20 protein-coding genes are annotated in these 22,920 nt (G+C 64.4%); 14 read left to right on the top strand and 6 right to left on the bottom strand.

The annotated features are described in order from the left end of the window. The 7 genes from WCZ84_RS01990 to recO all read left to right on the top strand — a co-directional run. Window positions 1-1,017, top strand: a 1,017-nt coding sequence (locus WCZ84_RS01990; RefSeq protein WP_372684580.1) for a MucB/RseB C-terminal domain-containing protein, incomplete at its 5' end; no start/stop codon positions are given. Window positions 1,018-1,041: 24 nt separating this feature from the next. Then, entirely contained in the window at window positions 1,042-2,514 is a 1,473-nt protein-coding gene (locus tag WCZ84_RS01995) for a DegQ family serine endoprotease (RefSeq protein WP_372684581.1), read from the top strand. Window positions 2,515-2,613: 99 nt separating this feature from the next. Then, on the top strand, window positions 2,614-4,407 hold the full coding sequence (gene lepA / locus WCZ84_RS02000; protein WP_372684582.1) for a translation elongation factor 4: 1,794 nt from the start codon (window positions 2,614-2,616) through the stop codon (window positions 4,405-4,407). Beyond that, the gene (gene lepB / locus WCZ84_RS02005) at window positions 4,404-5,291 is read left to right on the top strand and encodes a signal peptidase I (RefSeq protein ID WP_372684583.1); all 888 of its coding nucleotides are present in this window, start codon (window positions 4,404-4,406) and stop codon (window positions 5,289-5,291) included. Before lepA ends, lepB begins: the two co-directional genes overlap by 4 nt. Next, a complete protein-coding gene (gene rnc / locus WCZ84_RS02010; RefSeq protein ID WP_372684584.1) occupies window positions 5,291-6,040 on the top strand; it encodes a ribonuclease III in 750 nt (249 codons plus the stop codon). The genes lepB and rnc overlap by 1 nt, the downstream gene beginning before the upstream one ends. Beyond that, window positions 6,033-6,926: a GTPase Era gene (gene era, locus WCZ84_RS02015; RefSeq protein ID WP_372684585.1), complete on the top strand. Its 894-nt coding sequence runs from the start codon at window positions 6,033-6,035 to the stop codon at window positions 6,924-6,926. The genes rnc and era overlap by 8 nt, the downstream gene beginning before the upstream one ends. Beyond that, window positions 6,919-7,518, top strand: a complete 600-nt coding sequence (gene recO, locus WCZ84_RS02020; protein WP_372684586.1) for a DNA repair protein RecO — start codon at window positions 6,919-6,921, stop codon at window positions 7,516-7,518. Before era ends, recO begins: the two co-directional genes overlap by 8 nt. Window positions 7,519-7,524: 6 nt before the next feature. On the opposite strand, the gene WCZ84_RS02025 is transcribed toward recO, so the two are convergent. From WCZ84_RS02025 to WCZ84_RS02035, 3 genes are all read right to left on the bottom strand, one after another. Next, window positions 7,525-8,226: a Bax inhibitor-1/YccA family protein gene (locus tag WCZ84_RS02025; protein WP_372684587.1), complete on the bottom strand. Its 702-nt coding sequence runs from the start codon at window positions 8,224-8,226 to the stop codon at window positions 7,525-7,527. Window positions 8,227-8,352: 126 nt separating this feature from the next. Beyond that, on the bottom strand, window positions 8,353-8,790 hold the full coding sequence (locus WCZ84_RS02030) for a DNA polymerase III subunit chi (protein ID WP_372684588.1): 438 nt from the start codon (window positions 8,788-8,790) through the stop codon (window positions 8,353-8,355). Then, the gene (locus WCZ84_RS02035) at window positions 8,787-10,277 is read right to left on the bottom strand and encodes a leucyl aminopeptidase (RefSeq protein WP_372684589.1); all 1,491 of its coding nucleotides are present in this window, start codon (window positions 10,275-10,277) and stop codon (window positions 8,787-8,789) included. Before WCZ84_RS02035 ends, WCZ84_RS02030 begins: the two co-directional genes overlap by 4 nt. A 79-nt stretch (window positions 10,278-10,356) precedes the next feature. Here WCZ84_RS02035 and lptF point away from each other — a divergent pair, with 79 nt between their 5' ends. Continuing rightward, a complete protein-coding gene (lptF, locus tag WCZ84_RS02040; protein WP_372684590.1) occupies window positions 10,357-11,466 on the top strand; it encodes an LPS export ABC transporter permease LptF in 1,110 nt (369 codons plus the stop codon). Here lptF and WCZ84_RS02045 read toward each other — a convergent pair. Beyond that, window positions 11,360-12,376 (bottom strand): LysR family transcriptional regulator, encoded by a 1,017-nt coding sequence (locus WCZ84_RS02045; RefSeq protein WP_372684591.1) that lies wholly within the window; start codon window positions 12,374-12,376, stop codon window positions 11,360-11,362. The two genes, lptF and WCZ84_RS02045, sit on opposite strands and share 107 nt — an antisense overlap. 116 nt (window positions 12,377-12,492) lie before the next feature. On the opposite strand from WCZ84_RS02045, the gene WCZ84_RS02050 reads away from it, so the two are divergent. After that, window positions 12,493-13,986, top strand: a complete 1,494-nt coding sequence (locus WCZ84_RS02050; protein WP_372684592.1) for a CoA-acylating methylmalonate-semialdehyde dehydrogenase — start codon at window positions 12,493-12,495, stop codon at window positions 13,984-13,986. A gap of 139 nt (window positions 13,987-14,125) precedes the next feature. Beyond that, complete coding sequence (locus WCZ84_RS02055) at window positions 14,126-15,076, top strand: CysB family HTH-type transcriptional regulator (protein ID WP_372684593.1); 951 nt, start codon at window positions 14,126-14,128, stop codon at window positions 15,074-15,076. On the opposite strand, the gene WCZ84_RS02060 is transcribed toward WCZ84_RS02055, so the two are convergent. After that, on the bottom strand, window positions 15,073-15,699 hold the full coding sequence (locus tag WCZ84_RS02060) for a C40 family peptidase (protein ID WP_372684594.1): 627 nt from the start codon (window positions 15,697-15,699) through the stop codon (window positions 15,073-15,075). The genes WCZ84_RS02055 and WCZ84_RS02060 overlap by 4 nt on opposite strands. 196 nt (window positions 15,700-15,895) lie before the next feature. Between WCZ84_RS02060 and WCZ84_RS02065 the strand changes: the two genes are divergently transcribed. Then, window positions 15,896-17,782 carry a propionate--CoA ligase gene (locus WCZ84_RS02065; RefSeq protein ID WP_372684595.1) on the top strand — a complete coding sequence of 629 codons (1,887 nt, stop codon included), beginning with the start codon at window positions 15,896-15,898 and terminating at the stop codon, window positions 17,780-17,782. Window positions 17,783-17,901: 119 nt separating this feature from the next. After that, window positions 17,902-19,881, top strand: coding sequence for an acetate--CoA ligase (gene acs, locus WCZ84_RS02070; protein WP_372684596.1), 1,980 nt, complete (start codon window positions 17,902-17,904; stop codon window positions 19,879-19,881). Between the two features lie 69 nt (window positions 19,882-19,950). On the opposite strand, the gene WCZ84_RS02075 is transcribed toward acs, so the two are convergent. After that, a complete protein-coding gene (locus WCZ84_RS02075; RefSeq protein ID WP_372684597.1) occupies window positions 19,951-21,597 on the bottom strand; it encodes a 4Fe-4S dicluster domain-containing protein in 1,647 nt (548 codons plus the stop codon). Window positions 21,598-21,721: 124 nt separating this feature from the next. Between WCZ84_RS02075 and WCZ84_RS02080 the strand changes: the two genes are divergently transcribed. Together WCZ84_RS02080 and WCZ84_RS02085 are read left to right on the top strand one after the other, a co-directional pair. After that, complete coding sequence (locus WCZ84_RS02080) at window positions 21,722-22,156, top strand: acyl-CoA thioesterase (RefSeq protein ID WP_372684598.1); 435 nt, start codon at window positions 21,722-21,724, stop codon at window positions 22,154-22,156. A gap of 54 nt (window positions 22,157-22,210) precedes the next feature. Continuing rightward, entirely contained in the window at window positions 22,211-22,909 is a 699-nt protein-coding gene (locus WCZ84_RS02085) for a CoA transferase subunit A (protein ID WP_372684599.1), read from the top strand. The last annotated feature ends 11 nt before the right edge of the window (window positions 22,910-22,920 follow it).

Here is a 22,920-nt window from a genome sequence, read left to right on the forward strand (position 1 = left end):
CGACCCCATGGGGCGTCGCTGATGCTGGGTATCTTTTGGGTTCGTCGTCTGGGGATGCTGTTTTGGCTCGGCAGCCTGGTGCCGCTCGCGGCGGCCCAGGATACCCTGCCGGCCGATCATCCATACAGCGCCCTCGTCCAGATCCAGAACGCCGCGCGCACCCTCGATTATTCGGGCATCACGGTCTACCAGCAGGGCCGCAGCCTGCAGGCTGCGCTGCTGGTGCACTGGGTCGACGGTTCGGGCGAGCGCGAGCGCTTCGAAACACTGGATGGCCTGCCGCGCGAATGCCTGCGCGAGAACCGCAAAGAACAGTGCCTGTACCCGGACCAGCGCCTGGTGATTCGCCGCACGGTGGGTCCCGATCATTTTCCGGCGCTGCTGCAGGCGGATCCGGGCCTGATCGCGCAGCATTATGAATGGCGCCCGGCCCTGGGCACGTATCGGGTCGCCGGGCGCGATTGCATGGTGTCCGAACTGGCGGCGCGCGACACCCTGCGCTACAGCTACCGGCTGTGCACCGATCTCGAAAATCACCTGCTGCTCAAGACGCAGACGTTCGACGAACATGGCCACCTGATCGACCAGATGGCCTTCAGCCGGCTCAAGCTCAGCCCGGACGTCGGGCCCGCAGACATGGCCTCCCGGTATGATGCCAAGGATTGGGCCGTGCGCGAGGAAAACAGCCGCAGCGTCGACCTGCTGGGCGAGGGCTGGCGCTTTGCGCTGCCGCCCGGCTTCAGGCCCCAGGCCGAGATCACGTACCAGGTGGGCCCCGAGCAGGCGGTGAATCAGCTGGTCATATCCGACGGGCTGGCCGCTATTTCCATTTTTATTGAAACCTTTGACGCCCAAAGGGATCAAAACCTCCAGGAAGGCAGTTTGCGCCAGGGCGCCATCAACATCTACCGCACGCGCCTGGCGGCATACTGGCTCACGGCCATGGGCGAAGTACCGGCGCAAACGGTGCACGACGTGGTTCATGCAGCCCAGTACACCCCCGGAACTGCCCGTTGATCATTCCATTGCAAGGAGAATCGCATGATTCTGTCTTTTTCAGGTAAACCACGCTCATCCGCACTGGCCCGATGGGCGGCCGGTACGGCCGCCAGCCTGGCCCTGGCGCTGAGCGTGCCCGTCGGGCTGGCTCATGCCCAGGACCACGCAGTGCAAGTGGCGCTGCCCGACTTCACCCAGATCATCGCCGAAACCGAAGGCTCGGTGGTCAACATCCGGACCACGGAAACCATTCCGGTGCGGGGCGGCGCGCGGGGTCCGGGGGGCGATCCTTCCGACCTGTTTCGCTGGTTCTTCGGCCCCGACTTCAATCCGCCCGGCTTTGGCCAGACGCCCCGCGCGCCCGGCCAGCCCCAACAGCCGCGCGAGCGCACGGTGCCGCGCGGCATCGGCTCGGGCTTCATCATCTCCAAAGACGGCTACGTCCTGACCAACAATCACGTGGTCAACAACGCCAATGACATCTTCGTCACCATGACCGACGGCACCGAGTACAAGGCCAAGGTGGTCGGTACGGATGCGCGCACCGACATCGCCTTGCTGAAGATCGATGCAAACGACCTGAAACCCCTGCCTATCGGGGATTCGGATGATCTCAAGAAAGGTCAGTGGGTGTTGGCGATCGGCTCGCCCTTTGGCCTGGATTCGACCGTCACGGCCGGCATCATCAGCGCCATCAACCGGGATACCGGCGACTACCTGCCGTTCATCCAGACCGACGTCGCGGTCAATCCGGGCAATTCGGGCGGGCCGCTGATCAACCTGGAGGGCCAGGTCGTGGGCATCAATTCGCAGATCGTCTCGCGCAGCGGCGGCTTCATGGGGATTTCACTGGCCATTCCCATCGACGAGGCCTTGCGCGTGGTCGATCAGCTCAAGGCGCATGGCAAGGTGACCCGTGGCCGTATCGGCGTGCAGATCACCGAGGTCGCGGATGACGTGGCCAAGGCGCTGGGCCTGGACAAGGCGAAAGGGGCCATGGTCAGCAGTGTGGACCCCGATGGGCCTGCGGCCAAGGCCGGCGTGCATGCCGGCGACGTGATCCTGAACTTCCACGGTCACGATATCGATCACATGGCCGATTTGCCGCGCCTGGTGGGGGCCACGCAGCCCGACACCAAGACCTCGCTCAAGGTCTGGCGCAAGGGCAAGGTGGTCGAGCTCAAGGTCAAGGTGGGTGAACTCACCGAAGAGCAGTCCAGCCGGTTCAGCCAGGACGAAGGCCCCACGACGGACAGCACGGTAGACCGCCTGGGCCTGCGCGTGCAGCCGGTGCCCGACGGCGATGCGCCGGGTGTGCTGGTAGACGTGTCCGAAGGGGCGGCGGCCGAATCCGGCATCGAGCCGGGGGATATCATCCTGCGCATCAACGACACCGACATCCGCAGCCCCAAGCAATATGCCGAGGTCGTGGGCAAGCTCGATGAATCGCGCCCGGTCGTGGTTCTGGTCAGCCGCGACCAGCAATCCCAGTGGGTGATCGTCAAGCCCGAATGAGTCCGGTACGATCCTGCGACCAAAACGGCTAAAATGTAAGACGAACGAGAAGGGGGCGCCCGCGGCGTTCCCTTCTCTTTTTTCTTTTTTGAGTCACGTATGGACCACATCCGCAATTTTTCCATCATTGCGCACATCGACCACGGCAAGTCCACCCTGGCCGATCGCCTGATCCAGCGTTGCGGGGGTCTGCAAGATCGCGAGATGTCTTCGCAGGTGCTCGATTCGATGGACATCGAGCGCGAGCGCGGCATCACCATCAAGGCGCAGACGGCCGCGCTGCAGTATCAGGCTGCCGACGGCCGGCGCTACCACCTGAACCTCATCGACACCCCAGGCCACGTCGACTTCTCCTACGAGGTCAGCCGCTCGCTGTCCGCCTGCGAGGGCGCCTTGCTGGTGGTCGATTCGACGCAGGGGGTCGAAGCCCAGACTGTCGCAAATTGTTACACCGCCATCGATCTCGGGGTCGAGGTGGTGCCGGTGATCAACAAAATGGATCTCCCGTCGGCCGACCCCGAGGCGGCGGCGTCCGAAATCGAAGACGTCATCGGCCTGGACGCCTCGGGTGCCATCCGGGCCAGCGCCAAGACGGGGCAGGGGATCGACGACATCCTCGAAGCCATCGTGCAGCGCATCCCGGCACCGCAAGGGGATCCCGGGGGCGCCCTGCAGGCGCTGATCATCGATTCCTGGTTCGACAATTACGTGGGCGTGGTGATGCTGGTGCGCATCGTCAACGGGGTTCTGCGCCCCCGCGACAAAATCCTGCTGATGGCCACCGGCGCCACGCATCTGTGCGAACAGCTGGGTGTGTTCACGCCCAAATCCGAGCCCCGGGAGCAGCTGTCCGCAGGGCAGGTGGGCTTTGTGATCGCCGGGATCAAAGAGCTCGAGCACGCCAAGGTGGGCGACACGATCACCCTGGCGGCCAAGCCGGCTGCGCAGGCCCTGCCGGGCTTCAAAGAGGTCAAGCCCCAGGTCTTCGCCGGCGTGTATCCGGTCGAGTCCAGCGCGTATGACCAGCTGCGCGATTCACTCGAAAAGCTCAAGCTCAACGACGCCTCGCTGCTGTTCGAGCCCGAAGTCTCCCAGGCCCTGGGCTTTGGCTTTCGTTGCGGCTTTCTGGGCCTGCTGCACATGGACATCGTGCAAGAGCGCCTCGAGCGCGAGTTCGACATGGACATCATCACCACCGCGCCGTCGGTGGTCTACGAAGTCCTGGTGCGCGACGGTTCGGTGGTGATGGTCGACAGCCCGGCCCGCATGCCCGAACTGGGGCACATCGTCGAGATCCGCGAGCCCATCATGACCGTCACCCTGTTCATGCCGCAGGAATACGTGGGGCCGGTGATGTCTCTGTGCAACAATCGCCGCGGCGTGCAGCTGAATCTCAGCTACCATGGGCGGCAGGTGCACCTTGCCTACGAGATCCCGCTGGCCGAGATCGTGCTCGATTTCTTCGATCGCCTCAAGTCGGTATCGCGTGGGTACGCATCCATGGATTACGAATTCAAAGAATATCGCGTCGCCGATGTCGTGCGCGTCGATCTGCTCATCAACGGCGAACGGGTCGATGCGTTGTCCATGATCGTGCATCGGGCCAATGCGCGCCCGCGTGGCCGCGAAGTGGTCACCCGCATGCGCGGCCTGATTCCCCGGCAGATGTTCGACATCGCCATCCAGGCGGCCATCGGCGCCGAAGTGGTGGCCCGTGAAAACGTCAAGGCCCTGCGCAAGAACGTGCTGGCCAAGTGTTACGGGGGCGACATCTCGCGCAAGAAGAAACTGCTCGAAAAACAAAAGGCGGGCAAGAAACGCATGAAACAGGTGGGCAACGTGGAAATCCCCCAAGAGGCCTTTCTGGCCGTTTTGCAGGTCGACGACAAATGAACTGGGACTTCGCTCTGCTGCTGTTCGTGGCCTTGCTGGTCACGGGCGCCGTGTGGCTGCTCGACCGGCTGGTGCTGCGGGCCCGAAGACAGCAGCGGGCCGAGGCCGCCGCGCAGGCGTGCCGCAACAATGCGGCGGGCCTGGAGCCCGCCGCACTCGAGGCCGAATGCAGGCAGGTGCGCGAGCGCGTGGGCAAGGCGCCCTGGTGGGTCGAATACGCCATCAGCTTCTTTCCGGTGATCCTGTTCGTCTTCGTGCTGCGCTCATTCGTGGTCGAGCCGTTTCGCATCCCGTCGGGTTCCATGCTGCCCACACTCGAAAACGGCGACCTGATCCTGGTCAACAAGTATGAATACGGCATTCGCCTGCCGGTGCTCAACCGCAAGATCATCGACCTGGGCTCGCCGCAGCGCGGCGACGTCGTCGTGTTCCGCTATCCGGTCGACCCGGCGGTGGATTACATCAAGCGGGTGGTGGGCCTGCCGGGCGACGTGGTCGAGTACCGTCACAAGCAGCTGTATCTCAACGGTTCGCCCGTACCACGCACCCGGGATGGCGACTACTACGAGCCAGACCGTGCCAACTATGTGGCCCAGTATCTCGAGCAGCTCGGTACGGTGTCGCACCGCATCCTGCTCAACCCCCAGGCCCCTCAGGGCCTCATGCCGATCACGCGCTTCCCGGATTTTTCCGACTGCTCGTACCAGGCGGGGGGGGTGCGTTGCACGGTGCCGCCAGGGCATTACTTCGTCATGGGCGATAACCGCGACAACAGCCTCGACAGCCGCTACTGGGGGTTCGTGCCAGACCGCAATCTGGTGGGCCGGGCGTTCTTCATCTGGATGAACTTCGGTGCGCCCAGCCGCATCGGCAGGTTCCACTGATGGCCACCCTGCGGCGCCTGCAAGACGCTCTGGATTACCAGTTCCATGAGCCGGCACTGCTGGTTCAGGCGCTGACCCACCGCAGCCACGGCCGGCCCCACAATGAACGGCTCGAATTCCTGGGCGATTCGGTTCTCAACTTCGTTGTCTCCACGCTGCTGTTTGCCGAGCACGCGCGCATGGACGAAGGGGCCTTGTCGCGGGTGCGCGCGAATCTGGTCAAAGAAGCCAGCTTGGCCGGGATCGCGCTGTCGCTGGGGTTGCCGGACCATCTGCGCCTGGGCGAGGGCGAGCTCAAGAGCGGCGGCTTCAGGCGTCCGTCGATCCTGGCCGATGCGCTCGAAGCCATCCTGGGGGCGATTTATCTCGATGGGGGCTATCCGGCGGCGGCCCACACGATCGAGCACCTGTACCGGCCCATCCTGTCGCAGGTCGACCTGCGCGATGCCGGCAAGGATGCCAAGACCCAGCTGCAGGAACTGGTGCAGGGCAGCGGCCACCCCTTGCCGGTCTACGATGTGCTCACAACCCACGGCGCTGCGCATGATCAGGTGTTTGAAGTGGCGTGCCGTGTAGAATCGCTGGGTGTGCACAAGCAGGCATCGGGGCACAGCCGGCGCAGCGCCGAGCAGGCCGCGGCCGCCCTGGCGCTGGCCGAGCTGCGCACGCGCGGGCTTTTGCGCGGGGCATCGGGGCGGCGCAAGAAAACCGCAGCGTCCAATTCTCATCCGCCTTCTTCTCATGACTGACACCGTACCGTTTCGCTGTGGTTTCGTTGCCCTGGTCGGGCGGCCCAACGTGGGCAAGTCCACCCTGGGCAATGCGCTGGTGGGCGCCAAGCTGTCCATCGTATCGCGCAAGGCACAGACCACCCGGCATCGGATCAACGGGGTGCTGACGCGGGGCGCGGATCAGTTCATTTTCGTGGATACCCCGGGGTTCCAGACCCGTCACGGCGGTGCGATGAACCGCATGATGAACCGCGTGGTCACACAGGCATTGGCAGAGGTCGACGTCGTGGTGCACGTGGTGGAAGCGGGCAAATGGTCGGCGGGCGACGCGGCGCTTTTACCCCTGTTGCCTGCCGGTCGGCCGGTGATTCTGGCCGTGAACAAAGTCGATGCCCTGAAAGACAGGAACGCACTGTTCCCTTATGTCGAAAAACGCATGCAGGCCTATCCCTATGCTGCTGTCGTGCCGGTCAGCGCATTGCGCGCGATCCAGCTCGAGCCGCTGCTCGATGAAATTGCGGTGCACCTGCCGTTGGCCGAGCACTTGTTCGAGGCCGACGCCCTGACCGATCGGCCAGTGCGCTTTCTGGTGGCCGAGCTGATTCGCGAGAAGATTTTTCGCCTGGTGGGCGATGAGCTCCCCTACGGCTGCACGGTCATTATCGAGCAGTGGGAAGAAAATGAAACCGGGGTGCGGGTGTCGGCCTGCGTGGTGGTCGAACGTGAAAGCCACCGGCCGATCCTGTTGGGGGCCGGCGGGCAGCACATGAAGCGCATTGCGACCGAAGCCCGCCAGGACATCGTGCGCCTGCTCGAAAAACCCGTGTTCCTGGATGTCCACATCAAGGTCCGCAAGGGCTGGTCGGCACGCGAATCGACCCTGCGCGAACTGGGTTATGACTAAAGGGCGCGGCCCGCGCATCTACGACGCTTCGGCTCACGTGCTGCATGCCAGCGCGTGGCGCGAGACGTCGCTGATCATACAGGCCTTCACGCGCGACCACGGCCGGCTGGCGCTGGTGGCCAAGGGGGCCAAGCGGCCCTATTCGGCACTGCGGCCGGTTCTGGTATGTTTTCAGCCGCTGTGGCTATCGTGGTCCGGCAGCGCCGAGGTCCGCACGCTGACCCGGGCCGAATCCGGCCCGGTGCGCCTGCTGGACGGTCGCGCCCTGATGTCGGCCTGGTACTTGAACGAGCTCATCCTGCGGCTGCTGCCGCGCGATGACGCCTATCCGCTGGTGTACGATGCCTATGCCGGTGCGCTCGATGCCCTGGCGCAGCCGTTGGCTCCAGCGGCTGCGCATCCGGCGGCCTTGCGCCGTTTCGAATGGGTACTGCTCGAGCAGGCGGGCTATGGGGTCGAGGGCCCCATGCCGGATTTCACGGATTCGCGCGCTGCCGCCATGGTGCGCCGGCAATTGCGAGAACGCCTCGAGCCATTGCTCGAGGCGCCCTTGCGTACGCGGCGGGTGCTGCTGGAATTGCAGCACTACTGAAAAGCATCAATCGCGGCTGCCGCCGAAGATGCCCAGGAGCATCAGCAGATTGACGAAAATGTTGTAGAGATCGAGATACACCGCGAGGGTGGCCGAGATGTAGTTGGTTTCGCCCCCGCGCACGACGCGCTGCAGGTCGACCAGCAGAAAGGCCGAGAAAATGCCGATGGCCAGGACCGACAGCGTGAGGGTCAGAGCCGCGATCTGCAAGAAGATGTTGGCGAGCATGGCCACGATCAGCAGCACCACGCCCACGAACAGGAACTTCTGCCAGTGGGAGAAATCCCGCTTGGTGGTGGTGGCCACGGCGGCCATGGTGCCGAACACGGCTGCGGTACCCCCGAACGCCAGCATGATCAGCTGGGCGCCATTGCCCATGCCCAGCACGAAGCCCAGCATGCGCGACAGCATGAGACCCATGAAAAAGGTGAAGCCCAGCAGCAGGGCGACCCCCAGCGAGCTGTTCTTGTTGCGCTCGACCAGGAACATGAGCCCGAAGGCGCCGATCAGAAAGACCAGTGCGCTGGTGCCCGGGCTTTCGCTCATGAGCTGGTTCATGCCGGAGGACAGGCCGATGGCCGCCCCGAGCACCGTGGGAATGAGCGACAGGGCCAACAACCAGTAGGTGTTGCGCAGCACGCGGTTGCGGGCCACCTGCGTGGCGGATGACGTGCCGGTACCTGGTAGAGTTTGACGGAAGTCGGACATAGCGGTTTCCTGATAAAGGCCCAGTCAACGCGACTGGGCAGACAGATATGTGAATCTTACAACAAGCTGAATGTGCAAGTCCACGTATGGAGTTGATTATTTTGACTGGAGTTGTCGCGGAAAGTTTCAATGGGGCCGGGCGGCCAGCGCGTGGCTGCGCAGTTCATGGCCCTGCTGGCGGTATTGCTGCCAGCGCGCGCGTGCGGCCTGCCGGTCGTCCGGGTGTTCGGAGACGATTTCGAGAATGCGGGCAAACTGCCCCGCATGGGGCGGGCAGTGCAGATCCAGGTTGAGCAGCCAGCCGCAGGATGCCAGGCTGGCCAGATCGGCGGGCTGGTCGACGAGGATCACCGGCGCGTGCGCAAGCAGTGGGTCGTGGGCGCGCACGTGCGGGATGAAACTGGCCGGCTCGAAGGACCACAGCAACGCGTCATAGCGCTGTAGCCGGCGGGCATCGGTGCACCAGACTGCGACACGATGCCCGGCCTGCACGTGGCGCGCCGTGGTATGGCAGGCCATGTGCAGGCGGTGGTGCGCGCCGTGGGCGAAGTCTACGCGGCTCATGCGCCGGACTGCCCCAGCAGGTATTGCACCAGCAGGGGGACCGGCCGGCCCGTCGCCTCTTTTTGCTTGCCTTCGAGCCAGGCCGTGCCGGCGATGTCGAGATGGGCCCAGGTGAACGCTTTGGTGAAGCGCGACAGGAAGCAGGCCGCGGTGACGGATCCGGCGGCCCGCCCGCCGATGTTGGCCATGTCGGCAAAGTTGGACTTGAGCTGCTTCTGGTATTCGGCGCCCAGGGGCAGGCGCCAGGCAGGGTCGAGGGCCTGGCGGCCGGCGGCCAGCAGGTGCTCGGCCAGGGTATCGTCCGTCGAGAACAGGCCGCTGTTGACGTGGCCCAGCGCAATCACGCAGGCCCCCGTCAGGGTGGCGATATCAATGACAGCGGCGGGCTTGAAGCGCTCGGCGTAGGTCAGGGCGTCGCAGAGGATCAACCGCCCTTCGGCATCCGTATTGAGGATTTCGATCGTTTGCCCCGACAGGCTGGTGACGATGTCGCCTGGCTTGTTGGCCGTACCGCTGGGCAGGTTTTCGCAACTGGGAATGAGGCCGATGACTTCGCGCGGCAGGTCGAGCTCGGCGACCGCGCGCAGCGTACCCAGCACGCTGGCGGCCCCGCACATGTCGAATTTCATTTCGTCCATGGCGGCCGCCGGCTTGATGGATATGCCCCCGGCATCGAAGGTGACGCCCTTGCCCACCAGGACGATGGGGGCCGCGGCGCTGGGTTGACTGGGGGTGTGCCGCAGGACGATGAAGGCAGGGGGTTCGGCCGAACCGCGCGCCACCGACAGGAACGAGCCCATCTTGAGGGCTTCGATTTTTTTCTGGTCGAGGACCTCGGCCTTCAGGGTTTTGAACTGCCGGGCCAGCTGGCGCGCCGTCTCGCCCAGGTAAGTGGGCGTGCAGATGTTGGGCGGCAAGTCGCCCAGCTGGCGCGCGAGATTGACCCCGGCCCCGACCGCCGCCCCCTGGGCCAGGGCCGTGCGCGCGGCCCCTGCCTGGCTGCGCGGGCCATGCACGATGAACTGCTGCAGCTGGACCGCCGGTTTGGGCTCGCTGAATGTGGCGTCGTACTGGTAGCAGGCGGCCGACACGGCCTGGGCCGCCGCGCGCACGCAGTCGGCGAAGCCGGCATCGACGCAGGGCAGGGTGCACAGGGTAGAGACGGCGTGAGACAGCCCGGCCCGCACGCACAGGCCCGCAAAGACTTCGTGGGCTTGGCGGACGGTGGCCGCTTCGAGCGTGTCCGCCTCGCCCAGACCGAGTAAAATGATGCGTTCCGCCGCCACCCCGGCAGGGGCATGGATGACCAGGCTCTCGCCCGCGGCTGCCTTGAACTCGGCCTGCACGATGTGCCCCAGGGTGCCCTGGGTGGCCTGGTCGAGTGCCTGGGCGTCCGGGCTCAGCTGCCCCCCCTTGAATACGCCGACCGCCAGAGCCTGGGTCTTGACAGTATGCAGGGTGGTGGTGCTGCTTGTGCTAAATTTCATCAGTTTTCCTCTGTGTTCCGGGTGAAGACAAGATTCCGATACGGTTCATCACGATACGGTTCATTATTCCGCATTTTCCATGTCCTTGTTCAAGCGTGCCGTCGTATCCGAAATCGTCAGCCACGGGGGGATCGTCTTTTCAACCCTGTTGGTGGTCTGGCTCAGCGTTCTCATTGTGCGCCTGCTGGGCGAAGCGGCCAATGGCGACATCGGGGCCAATGTCGTGCTGGGCCTGGCGGCCTTCTCCAGCATTACCGCGCTGCCGGTGATCCTGTCCGTGTCGCTGTTCGTCGCCGTACTCACCACGGTCACGCGCAGCTACCGGGAGTCTGAGATGGCCGTCTGGTTTGCCAGCGGCCTGTCGCTGCGGCAGTGGCTGCAGCCCATCATGTGGTTCGCCGTGCCGGTGGCGCTGGTGGTGGCGGCGCTGACCCTGTCTGCCTCGCCGTGGGCCTACGGCCAGATCGCCGAGTATCGCCAGCGTTTCGAGCAGCGCTCGGACCTGTCGCGCGTGGCCTCGGGCCAATTCATAGAAACCGACGAAGGGCGTCGGGTCTTTTTTGCCGAACCGCCCGAGCGCCCCGATGACGAGCTCGGGCGCATCGTCGCGCGGGTGGCCGATCCCGAATGGTTGAGCGTGGTGGTGGCCGACAGCGCGGCAATCCGGGCCGAAGACAACGGGGATCGCTTCCTGGTGTTGGGCCCCGGGCATCGTTATGACTTCAAAGAGGGCTCCTCCGAAATGCGCCTGCTCGATTTCGAGCGCTACGGCGTGCGCATCGAAAGCCGCAGCGATCCGGCCACCCTCGAGGCCGCCCGGCAGAAAGCCCTGCAGCAGATCAAGGCCCGGCCAACAGCCGATCTGATCCGCCAGGCCGACAGCGAATCCCTGTCCCAGCTGATGTGGCGGCTGTCGCTGCCTCTGGCGGCCCTCAATCTGGCGTTGATCGCGCTGCCGCTGGGGGCAGTCAACCCGCGTCTGGGGCGTTCGGGCGACCTGCTGCTGGCCGGGCTGCTGGCCTTGCTGTACATGAATCTGATCAATCTGTCGCGCAGCTGGATCGATGATGGCGTCTTGCCGTTCAGCATTGGCCTGTGGTTGGTGCACGGGGTATTTCTGGCCCTGGGGATGGGCCTGTTGTGGTGGCGCACGCGGCTGCGCCGGCCTCGCGCGCCGGCGCCGGCATGAGCAAGGTGCCCGAGTATCCCAGCAGCAGGCTGTGGTTCAGGCTCACCGCCTGCTTCAGGTGGTTCCACAAGGCCATGACCCTGCGCGTGTGACGCAGGTCTTCGTGGCAGTACATCCAGAAGCTGCGCGAGATGTGGATCTCGTCCTCCAGTACGGGCTGCAGGCGTGGGTCCTGCGCAGCCAGAAAACAAGGCAAAATGGCCAGGCCCTGGCCGCCCAGGCTGGCGTGATACTGGGCCAGGATGCTGGTGCTGCGGAAGGTCACCCGCGAGGCCTGCACGAGATCGTCGAGATAGCGCAGGCGGTCGCTGAACAGCAGTTCGTCGACATAGCCAATGAAGGTATGGCGGCCCAGGTCGCCATGCTGCCGGATGGCGGCATGGCGGGCCAGGTAGTCCCGGCTGGCATACAGCTTCAGGGTATAGTCGGTCAGCTTGGTGCACAGATAGGGGCCGCGCTGGGGGCGTTCCAGGGCGATGGCGATGTCGGCCTCGCGTTTCGACAGGCTGATGAAACGGGGTACCGGCAGGATGTCCAGCGTCATGTCCGGGTGCCTGCGCTGGAAATCTACCAGCAGCGGTGTCAGAATGATACTGCCGAAGCCTTCGGTCGAGCCGATGCGTACGTGGCCCGACAAGCTCTGCGCGGCGCCGCTCAGGGTCTCTTGTGCGGCCAGCAGGGCGCTTTCCACCGGTTCGGCATAGGCCAGCAGGCGCTGGCCGTCTTCGGTCAGGGTAAAGCCGCTGGCGCGGGATTTTTCAAACAAGGTCACGCCCAGCGCCTGCTCCAGGAGGCGAATACGGCGGGTCACCGTGCTGTGCTGTACGCCCAACCGCTGGGCGGCCGCGCTGGCCCGCTGGGTGCGGGCCACCTCGATGAAGTACCGTATGGCATCCCAGTCGTGGATCATCGGTGGACCTTTGTGCATTGATTGTCAATGAATGTGCAAATATTTTGATGGCAATATGTTTTTTACACAACTAAACTGGACTGCTTGACGCAGACACTTTATTTCAGGAGAACACCATGAGCGACATCCCACGCGTCCCACTGCTGATCGGCGGTGAGCTGGTCCAATCCCAAACCACGCAATGGCGTGATGTCATCAACCCCGCCACCCAAGAGGTGGTTGCCCGGGTGCCGTTCGCCACTCCCGAAGAAGTCGAGCGTGCCGTGGCCAACTCGCGCGAGGCCTTTGCCACGTGGCGCATGGTCAGCCAGGCCAAGCGCCGTCAGATCATGACCGATCTGGCCCAACTGCTGCGCGAGAACACCACCAAAATCGCCGAAGTCCTGTCGCGCGAACATGGCAAGACCCTGCCCGATGCCGAAGGCGAAGTAGCGCGTGGCCTCGAAGGGGTCGAGCACGCGGTCTCGGCCAACACCCTGCAGCTGGGCGACTACGCCGAGAACGCCGCCACCGGCATCGACGTCTACAGCGTACTGCAGCCGCTGGGCGTGTGCGCGGGCATCACCGCCTTCAATTTCCCGGTCATGCTGCCGTGCTGGATGTTCCCGATCGCCGTCACCATGGGCAATACCTTCGTCTACAAACCGTCCGAGCAAGACCCCAGCGCGTCCATGATGGTGGCCGAGCTCGCCCTGCAGGCCGGCCTGCCGCCCGGGGTGCTCAATGTCGTGCATGGCGGCCCGGACGTCGCCAATGCCCTGTGCGATCATCCCGACATCAAGGCGGTTTCCTTCATCGGTTCCACCCGGGTGGGCACCGAGATCTACCGCCGCTCGTCCAACGCCGGCAAGCGGTGCCAGGCCATGATGGGCGCCAAGAATCACAGCGTGGTCATGCCCGACGCCGATCGCGAAGCCGCGCTCAACTCCATGCTCGGCGCCGCCTTTGGCGCCGCGGGCGAGCGCTGCATGGCGATTTCGGTCCTGGTGCTGGTGGGCGAAGCCCAAAAATGGCTGCCCGACTTCGTCGAGCGGGCCCGCAAGCTCAAGGTGAATATCGGTACGGACCGTTCCGCCGATCTGGGGCCGATCATCTCGCCGTCCGCCAAGGCGCGTATCGAAGGGCTCATCCAGAAAGGGGTCGATGAAGGGGCCGAGCTCCTGCTCGACGGCCGCGGCATCACGGTGCCAGGCTACGAAAAAGGCAATTTTGTCGGGCCCACCATCTTCAGCAAGGTGAAGCACGGCATGACTATCTACAACGAAGAGATCTTCGGCCCGGTGCTGTCCGTGGTGCTGGTCGATACGCTCGAAGAGGCAGTCGAATTCATCAATGCCAACCCCAATGGCAACGGCACGTCCATCTTCACGCAAGACGGCGGCCATGCCCGGTATTTCCAGAACCATGTCGACGTCGGCCAGGTGGGTATCAACATTCCCATTCCGGTCCCGGTCGCCTGGTTCAGCTTCACGGGCTCGCGGGCGTCCAAGCTGGGCGACCTGGGCCCCAATGGTCGCCAGTCGATTTATTTCTGGACCCAAACCAAGACCATCACGGCCCGCTGGGCCGCGCACCCGCGTGAAGTCAACACCACCATCGCCATGAAGTAATCACAGGCTGCACCGCATGCGGTGCAGCCATGCGTCTGCGGGGCGGCCGTGCATCAGGCGGGCCGCCCCACTGCTGTCATTTCCTGATGTAATATTGGGCCTGTCCTATATTCCTTTCTCATGGAAGTTCACGCCCTCGATGAATCTGCAGCAATTTCGTTTCGTGCGCGAGACCATCCGGCGCAATTTCAATCTCACCGAGGCCGCGCGGGCGTTGTATACATCACAGCCAGGGGTGTCCAAGGCCATCATCGAGTTCGAGGAAGAACTGGGCGTGAAGATCTTCGAGCGCCATGGCAAGCGCCTCAAGGGGCTGACCAAGCCCGGCGTGGCCGTCTGGGGGGTCATCGACCGCATCATGCGCGAAGTCGACAACCTGAAGAAAGTCAGCGATGAGTTCGCCCGCCACGACGAAGGGGCGCTGGTCATCGCCTGCACCCATACACAGGCCCGATACCTGCTGCCGCGTGTGATACCGGCTTTCAGGGCTCGCTTTCCCAAAGTGCACGTGTCCCTGGCCGAGGGTAATCCAGAGCACCTGGCCCGGCTGGTGTTGCAGGACCAGGCCGACCTGGCCATTGCCACCGAGACACTGGCGCAGACGGCGGGCCTGGTGGCGCTGCCGGTGTATACCTGGGAGCACACCCTGGTCGTACCCCCGGACCACCCGCTCACCAGCCTGACATCCAGCGCTGCACGGCAGCTGTCGCTCGAGCACCTCGCCCGGTATCCCATCGTCACCTACGACCGCGCCTTCTCGGGGCGCAGGGCCATTGACCAGGCCTTCGAGCAGGCCGGGATCAGCCCCGACATCGTGCTCGAGGCCATCGATGCCGATGTGGTCAAGACCTATGCCGACATTGGTCTGGGCATTGGCATCATCGCCGGGGTGGCATTCGATCCGCGCCGCGATAAGACGTTGGTGGGCCTGCCCGCCGGCCATTTGTTCGGCACGCACACGACCAGCGTGGCCATACGGCGCAACGCCTTTCTGCGAGACTTTGTCTATGTGCTGCTCGAGATGCTGGCCCCCGAACTGACGCGCCCGGTGGTGGCAGAGGCGATCGGCCAGCCGGTGGCGCCCCGCTAGCGGCTGGCCGTGGCCGAGCCGGCTTGCGCCGAGCTGGCTTGCAGGCGGCGTGCGCCGTTATAGCGTTTGCGCCAGTACGCCATATCCATGCTCTCGACGCGGATCTCTGCGCCACTGCGGGGCGCATGCACGAATTTCTGGTCGCCCAGGTAAATGCCCACGTGCGAAAACCGGCGCCCCAGCGTATTGAAGAACACCAGATCGCCGCGCCGCAGCTCGTCGCGCTTGACGGACGTGCCCAGCCGGGCCTGCTGGCTGGCTATTCGGGGCAGCTTGAGGCCCAGTGATTTTTCGGCTGCATAGGCGACCAGCCCACTGCAGTCGAACCCCTTGTTCGGCCCATTGCCCCCGTAGCGGTATTTGACCCCGAGGAACTTGAGTGCCGTGCCCGCCATGGTGTGTGGCGCTGGCGTGAGGCCTGGCTGGCCCCTGGCGGCATCCATGCGCTCGATGCCGAGCGGCGGATCGGTTTCCAGCCAGGCGCCAAGGGGGTCGGAGCGCGCCACGAGCGTGGAGCGCGGGCTATCGAGGAGATCGTCGATGGAATCGGTGCGGGCCGTTTGCTGCGTTTGCGTGGCGCAGCCCGCCAGCAGGACCAGTGTGGCGCCCACCAGTGCGCGCATTGGCCAATGGCCAACCAATGGCAAGGGAAGGGCGTGTGCAGGTCGATGGGGCGGCGGCATGATGGGAAAGCGGGTGGGGCGGCGTATCCGTGCGAGTGTAGAAGATCGTGGCGATCGAGTAAAGTCTGCCCATGCGGCCTGTCGTAGGTGTAGCATCAGGGGGCAGCATCTGGCCCACTCGACCATGGAGACATCAATGCAGAAGATCCGAGAGTTTCATCGCCAATCCATTCAGGATCGCGAAGGTTTCTGGGCCCGCGAAGCCCGGCGCATCCACTGGGAAACCCCCTGGTCCAAAGTACTCGATGACTCACGTCCGCCGTTTGCGCGCTGGTTTGTCGGGGGGCGCACCAACCTGTGCTACAACGCGGTCGATCGCTGGCTGGACACCCAGGGAGACCAGCCCGCGCTCATCTGGGTGTCCACGGAAATCGATCAGGAAATCGTCTACACACGGGCCGAACTGGCCCGCGAAGTTCAGGCGGCGGCCGCCATCCTGCAGAGCCTGGGGGTGGTTCAGGGAGACCGGGTGCTGATCTACCTGCCCATGATCCCCCAGGCCGCTTTTTTCATGCTGGCGTGCGCCCGGTTGGGGGCCATTCACTCCGTCGTGTTCGGCGGCTTTGCGGCGTACAACCTCGGGCAGCGTATCGATGATGCGCAACCCAAGGTCGTGATCTCCACCGACGCCGGCTCGCGGGGGGGCCGGCCGATCGCCTACAAACCGCTGCTGGATCAGGCCCTGAGCCAGTCGACGCACCAGCCGGCGCACGTGGTGCTGGTGGATCGGGGGCTGGTGCCCATGTCGCTGCAGGCGGGTCGCGACCTGGATTACGCGACCCTGCGCGCGCGCCACCTGGATGTCCAGGTGCCGGTGGTGTGGCTCGAGTCCAATGAGCCCAGCTACATTCTGTACACGTCGGGCACCACCGGCAACCCCAAAGGGGTGCAGCGCGACGTGGGGGGCCACGCCGTGGCCCTGTGCGCCTCGATGGAGTACATCTTCGGCGGCAAGCCGGGCGACGTCTATTTTTCGAGCAGCGACATCGGCTGGGTGGTGGGGCACTCCTACGTGGTGTACGGGCCTTTGCTCAACGGCCAGGCAACCGTCATGTATGAAGGCACGCCGATACGGCCGGATGCCGCGATTCTGTGGCGCATCGTCGAGACCTACCGCGTCAATGCGCTGTTTTCGGCGCCGACCGCCATCCGGGTACTGAAAAAACACGACCCTGCACTGCTCAAGCGCCACGATCTCTCCAGCCTCGATCGCATCTACCTGGCGGGCGAGCCGCTCGACGAACTCACTGGTCAGTGGCTATCCGAAGCGCTGGGCAAGCCGGTGATCGACAACTACTGGCAAACCGAAACCGGCTGGCCGATCCTCTCTGCGCAACCCGGGGTAGAAGAAGTCCCGACCCGGTATGGCAGCCCCACTGTCCCGGTTTATGGCTTCGACGTGCGCGTGGTCAACGAAACCACCGGGCTCGCCTGCGGCCCCAACGAGAAGGGGGTGGTCGCCATCGAACCCCCCCTGCCGCCCGGGGCGATGACCACGATCTGGCGCGATGACGAGCGCTTCGTGAAGACGTATTTCGAATCGTTTCCGGGGCGCCTGACCTACTCCACATCCGACTGGGGGCGCGTGGATGAAGACGGCTATTGGTTCATACTCGGGCGCACCGATGACGTGATCAATGTCGCCGGGCATCGCCTGGGCACGCGCGAGATCGAAGAATCGGTCAATACGCATCCGGCGGTGGCCGAATCGGCGGTGGTCGGGGTGGCGGATTCGGTCAAGGGTCAGCAGGCCATGGGCTTTGCCGTCTTGCGGGACGCGGCCCTGCTGGATCAGCCCGATAGCCGCGCGCGCCTCGAGGCCGAAATCAAGGCGGTGATCGAGCAGCGCAACGGGGCCGTGGCCCGGCCGTCGCGCATCCTGTTCGTCAACAGCCTGCCCAAGACGCGTTCGGGCAAGGTGCTGCGGCGGGCCATCGTGGCCCTGTGCGAGGGCCGCGACCCGGGGGATCTCACCGCCATCGAGGATCCGTCGTCGCTCGAACAGATTCGTGGGGTGCTCTAAGCCGTCTAAGCCGAGGGTCCGAACCCGCTGTCAGGGTCGAGTAAGAAACATGCAGTACGTTAGGCATACGGACGCCAAGCGTGCTTGAACACCACACATCACATTCAAAGGAGCGAGTCATGACCACGGAGATTGAGTCGATATTAGTGGAAAATCGGGTTTTTTCGCCTCCGGCCGACCTGATGTCCCAGGCCAATGTGTCTGGCATGCGGGGCTACAAGGCCTTGTGCGACGAGGCCGATCGTGATCCAGAAGCATTCTGGGCGCGGCTGGGTCGCGAAAACCTGGTTTGGGACACGCCGTTCAATCAGGTGATCGATGCATCCAATGCGCCGTTCTACCGTTTTTTCCCAGACGGCGAACTCAATATCTCGGCCAACTGCCTCGACCGGCACATGGGTACGCCGGTCGAAAATCACACGGCGCTCATCTTCGAGGCCGACGACGGGCAGGTCTCGCGGGTCACCTACAAGGAACTGCTGGTTCGCGTATCGCGGCTGGCCAATGCCATCAAGGCGCTGGGCTACGCAAAGGGCGATCGTGCCGTGATCTACATGCCCATGTCCATCGAAGCGGTCGTGGCCATGCAGGCCTGCGCGCGCCTGGGGGTGATCCATTCGGTCGTGTTTGGCGGTTTTTCATCGAAAAGCATTCACGAACGGGTGGTCGACGTGGGCGCGACCCTGGTAATCACCGCGGATGCCCAGATTCGGGGCGGCCGCACCATCGCACTCAAAAATGCGGTGGATGAAGCCCTGGCCATGGGGGGCTGCGAGGCGGTGCGCAAGGTCATCACCTACCGGCGGGCGGGCTCTGACATCGGCTGGCATGCCGATCGCGACCTCTGGTGGCACGACGTCATCCAGGGCCAGTCCGACCAGTGCCCCCCGGTCACCGTCGAGGCCGACCATCCGCTGTTCATTTTGTACACCTCCGGGTCCACGGGCAAGCCCAAAGGGGTGCAGCACTCCAGCGCCGGCTACTTGCTCTGGTCGCTCATGACCATGAAATGGACGTTCGATGCCAAGCCCGACGATGTCTTCTGGTGCACCGCCGACGTCGGCTGGGTCACTGGGCATTCGTACGTCACCTACGGTCCGCTGGCCGCCGGCGTCACGCAGGTCGTGTTCGAGGGGGTGCCCACCTATCCGGATGCGGCCCGATTCTGGAAGATGATCCAGGCCCACAAGGTTTCCGTGTTCTACACGGCGCCCACGGCCATCCGCTCGCTCATCAAGCTGTCGGAGGCCGATCCGGCCGTACATCCCAGATCCTTCGACCTGAGCTCTCTGCGCATCATCGGCTCGGTGGGCGAGCCCATCAATCCCGAAGCCTGGGTCTGGTATTACAACAACGTCGGGGCCGGGCGCTGCCCGGTCATCGACACCTGGTGGCAGACGGAAACCGGTGCGCACATGATCACGCCGCTGCCAGGTGTCACACCGCTCAAGCCGGGTTCCTGCACGCTGCCCTTGCCGGGCATCGATGCCGCGGTGGTCGACGAAACCGGCCAGGAGGTCGAGCGGGGCAAGGGGGGGTTCCTGGTCATACGCAAGCCCTGGCCCGCCATGATCCGCACGGTCTGGGGGGATCCGGAACGTTTCAAGAAAACGTATTTCCCGCCCGAAATGAAAGGCTGGTATCTGGCCGGAGACGGCGCCCAGCGCGACAAGGACGGCTACTTCTGGATCATGGGGCGCATCGATGACGTGCTCAACGTGTCAGGGCACCGCCTGGGCACCATGGAGGTCGAGTCCGCGCTCGTCGCCCACGAGATGGTCGCCGAGGCGGCCGTCGTGGGCCGGCCCGACGAGACCACGGGCGAGGCCATTGTCGCCTTCGTGGTGCTCAATGGGCCGTTGCCGCAGGGCGACCAGGCAGCGGACATGGCCCAGCAGCTGCGCGACTGGGTCGCCCGGGAAATCGGCCCGATTGCCAAGCCCCGCGAGATCCGCTTCGGCGAAAACCTGCCCAAGACGCGCTCGGGCAAGATCATGCGCCGCCTGCTGCGCGTGGTGGCCAAGGGCGAGCCCATCACGCAAGACGTCTCTACGCTGGAAAACCCGGGCATTCTCGAGCAGCTGGCCCAGGCGTGCTGACGACGCGGCCACCCGCGCGGTGCGCCCCTGCCCAGGCGGCGGGCGGCGCGCGCCGGTGGCGTGTGGTGGCTACATGCCGTTGTAGACCGGGCCTTCGCCCCCCTGCGGGGTGACCCAGACGATATTCTGGGTGGGGTCCTTGATGTCGCAGGTCTTGCAGTGGACGCAGTTCTGCGCGTTGATCTGCAGGCGGTCTTCGCCGGTTTCGGTCTTGACGAATTCGTAGACGCCGGCGGGGCAGAAGCGGGCTTCGGGGCCGCCATATTTGGCCAGGTTGATCCGCACCGGTACCGTGTCGTCCTTGAGCGTCAGGTGCACGGGCTCGTCTTCTTCGTGGTGCGTGTTCGACAGGTAGACCGAACTGAGCCGATCGAAGGTAAGCACGCCATCGGGTTTGGGATAATCGATGCGCGCACATTGCGCCGCGGGCTGCAGGCAGGCGTGATCCGGCTTGTGGCGGTGCAGTGTCCAGGGGATGCGGCCCTTGAGCAGCCATTGCTCGATGCCGGTCATGAGCGTGCCCACGGTACGCCCTTTCTTGAACCACTGCTTGAAGTTGCGCGATTTGTTGAGTTCGGCGCGCAGCCAGGAGGCCTCGAACGCCGCCGGGTACGCGGTGAGTTCATCGTGGCTGCGGCCGGCCACCAGGGCATCGAAGGCGGCTTCGGCGGCCAGCGCCCCCGATTTGATGGCCGAGTGGCTGCCCTTGATGCGCGATGCGTTGAGCATGCCGGCTTCACAGCCGACCAGCACGCCGCCCGGGAAGCACAGCTTGGGAATGGACAGCAGCCCGCCCGCCGTGAGCGAGCGGGCGCCATACTGCACGCGCTTGCCGCCTTCGAACGTGGGGCGTATGGCGGGGTGGGTCTTGTAGCGCTGGAATTCGTCGAATGGCGACAGCCACGGGTTGGCGTAATCGAGCCCGACCACCAGGCCGACCGCGACTAGGTTGTCGTTCAGGTGGTACAGGAACGAACCGCCATAGGTGTCGGAGTCGAGGGGCCAGCCGGCGGTGTGCATGACCAGCCCGGGGCGGGATTTTTCGGCGGGCACTTCCCAGAGTTCTTTGATGCCGATGGCGTAGCTTTGCGGGTCGCGGCCTGCATCGAGGCGGAAGCGCTCGATCAGCTGGCGCCCCAGGTGACCGCGCGAGCCTTCGGCAAAGATGGTGTAGCGGGCGAGGAGTTCCATGCCCGGCTGATAGGCGGCGGTATGGCTGCCGTCGCGGGCAACGCCCATGTCGCCCGTGAGCACGCCGCGCACCGCGCCGTTTTCGGCATACAGGATCTGGGCCGCGGCAAAGCCGGGAAAGACGTCCACCCCCAGGGCTTCGGCCTGTTCGCCCAGCCAGGCCGTCACGTGCCCCAGGCGCACCACATAGTTGCCGTGGTTCTTGAAGCAGTCCGGCATCAGCCAGGCCGGTGTGGAACGCGCCCCGGTTTCGCTCAGGAACAGAAAACGGTCTTCGGATACCGGCAGGTTCAGGGGCGCGCCCCGGGCCTGCCAATCGGGCAACAGTTCGGTCAGCCCCTGCGGGTCCATCACGCAACCCGAGAGAATATGGGCGCCGATCTCGGACGCTTTTTCGAGTACGCAGACGCTGATTTCCTGGTCACGCTCGGTGGCCAGCTGCTTGAGACGGATGGCCGCCGACAGGCCGGCCGGCCCGCCACCGACGATGACGACGTCATATTCCATCGATTCGCGTTCGGTCATGAGTGCAAGGCTCCTATGGCTCATGGGGCAGGGTCGCCCCTGCAGTGTGCAATCCATTGTATTGCACATCGTTATACTTCAGTTTTGCGGGCGGTTCGGGCCCGGGCGAACACAAAGGTGGCAGATGACGACATCAAACGCTGATCACGCGCCGTACGACAAGGCATTCGAAATCACCATGGACGTGCGCTGGGGCGACCTGGACTCCATGCGCCACGTCAACAATGCGATGTATTTCCGTTATTTCGAAGAGTCCCGCGTACGGCTTTTCGAGAGCCTGGGCCGCAATACCTCACAAGAGGGTTTTGCCGTTCTGGCGCATGTCTCATGTGATTTTCTTGAACCGCTGATGTATCCTGCCTGTATCACGGTGGGCATGAAATGCCTGCGTATCGGCCGCAGCAGCCTCCGGTTGCAGAGCTGGATCGCACGGGCGGACGACCCGGATATCCTGTATGCGCGGGGCGAGAGCGTGGTCGTCAACGCCGATGACGCCGGCCACCCGATACCCTGGTCGGACGCGGATCGCGCCGCCCTGCAGCAGTGTTTCGTGGCATGATGTCCGCAGGCAGCATGCCAGGGTCGATGTATCTTCATCTCGAAGGGAAAACGTATGGATAAAGTGTATTCGAGTGCCGCCGACGCATTGCGTGGCGTGGTGGCCGACAACCAGATGATCGCCGTGGGCGGGTTTGGCCTGTGCGGCATCCCCGAAGCCCTGATTGCGGCCTTGCGCGATTCGGGCGTGCAGAATCTCACCTGCGTGAGCAACAACGCCGGTGTAGACGACTTCGGCCTGGGCCTGCTGCTGGCCACGCGCCAGATCAAGAAAATGATCGCCTCGTACGTGGGTGAAAACAAAGAGTTCGAGCGCCAGTATCTGGCGGGCGAGCTCGAGCTCGAATTCACGCCCCAGGGCACGCTGGCCGAAAAGCTGCGTGCGGGGGGCTGCGGCATTCCGGCGTTCTACACGGCCACCGGGGTGGGTACCGTGGTGGCCGAGGGCAAGGAAACCCACGAATTCGACGGCAAGACCTATCTGCTCGAGCGCTCCATCGTGCCTGACGTCTCGTTGGTCAAGGCCCAGAAGGCGGATCGCAGCGGCAACCTGATATTTCGCCGTACGGCGCGCAACTTCAATCCCAACGTCGCCATGGCCGGGCGCATCACCATCGCCGAAGTCGAGGAAGTCGTACCGGTGGGTGCGCTCGACCCCGACGACATCCATCTGCCCGGCATTTTCGTGCACCGTATCGTGCTCAATGCGCATCCCGAAAAGCGTATAGAGCAACGCACCATTCGCAGCAAGTAAGGAGGTTCTTC

This window comes from Castellaniella sp. (genome assembly GCF_041675725.1).
In the GTDB taxonomy this organism is placed as follows: Bacteria; Pseudomonadota; Gammaproteobacteria; order Burkholderiales; family Burkholderiaceae_B; genus Castellaniella.

Excerpts from the sequence above, each read along its gene's own strand:
- WCZ84_RS01995 (WP_372684581.1), top strand. The coding sequence starts at position 1,042 with ATGATTCTGTCTTTTTCAGGTAAACCACGCTCATCCGCACTGGCCCGA.
- lepA (WP_372684582.1), top strand. The coding sequence starts at position 2,614 with ATGGACCACATCCGCAATTTTTCCATCATTGCGCACATCGACCACGGC.
- lepB (WP_372684583.1), top strand. The coding sequence starts at position 4,404 with ATGAACTGGGACTTCGCTCTGCTGCTGTTCGTGGCCTTGCTGGTCACG.
- rnc (WP_372684584.1), top strand. The coding sequence starts at position 5,291 with ATGGCCACCCTGCGGCGCCTGCAAGACGCTCTGGATTACCAGTTCCAT.
- era (WP_372684585.1), top strand. The coding sequence starts at position 6,033 with ATGACTGACACCGTACCGTTTCGCTGTGGTTTCGTTGCCCTGGTCGGG.
- recO (WP_372684586.1), top strand. The coding sequence starts at position 6,919 with ATGACTAAAGGGCGCGGCCCGCGCATCTACGACGCTTCGGCTCACGTG.
- WCZ84_RS02025 (WP_372684587.1), bottom strand. The coding sequence starts at position 8,226 with ATGTCCGACTTCCGTCAAACTCTACCAGGTACCGGCACGTCATCCGCC.
- WCZ84_RS02030 (WP_372684588.1), bottom strand. The coding sequence starts at position 8,790 with ATGAGCCGCGTAGACTTCGCCCACGGCGCGCACCACCGCCTGCACATG.
- WCZ84_RS02035 (WP_372684589.1), bottom strand. The coding sequence starts at position 10,277 with ATGAAATTTAGCACAAGCAGCACCACCACCCTGCATACTGTCAAGACC.
- lptF (WP_372684590.1), top strand. The coding sequence starts at position 10,357 with ATGTCCTTGTTCAAGCGTGCCGTCGTATCCGAAATCGTCAGCCACGGG.
- WCZ84_RS02045 (WP_372684591.1), bottom strand. The coding sequence starts at position 12,376 with ATGATCCACGACTGGGATGCCATACGGTACTTCATCGAGGTGGCCCGC.
- WCZ84_RS02050 (WP_372684592.1), top strand. The coding sequence starts at position 12,493 with ATGAGCGACATCCCACGCGTCCCACTGCTGATCGGCGGTGAGCTGGTC.
- WCZ84_RS02055 (WP_372684593.1), top strand. The coding sequence starts at position 14,126 with ATGAATCTGCAGCAATTTCGTTTCGTGCGCGAGACCATCCGGCGCAAT.
- WCZ84_RS02060 (WP_372684594.1), bottom strand. The coding sequence starts at position 15,699 with ATGCGCGCACTGGTGGGCGCCACACTGGTCCTGCTGGCGGGCTGCGCC.
- WCZ84_RS02065 (WP_372684595.1), top strand. The coding sequence starts at position 15,896 with ATGCAGAAGATCCGAGAGTTTCATCGCCAATCCATTCAGGATCGCGAA.
- acs (WP_372684596.1), top strand. The coding sequence starts at position 17,902 with ATGACCACGGAGATTGAGTCGATATTAGTGGAAAATCGGGTTTTTTCG.
- WCZ84_RS02075 (WP_372684597.1), bottom strand. The coding sequence starts at position 21,597 with ATGACCGAACGCGAATCGATGGAATATGACGTCGTCATCGTCGGTGGC.
- WCZ84_RS02080 (WP_372684598.1), top strand. The coding sequence starts at position 21,722 with ATGACGACATCAAACGCTGATCACGCGCCGTACGACAAGGCATTCGAA.
- WCZ84_RS02085 (WP_372684599.1), top strand. The coding sequence starts at position 22,211 with ATGGATAAAGTGTATTCGAGTGCCGCCGACGCATTGCGTGGCGTGGTG.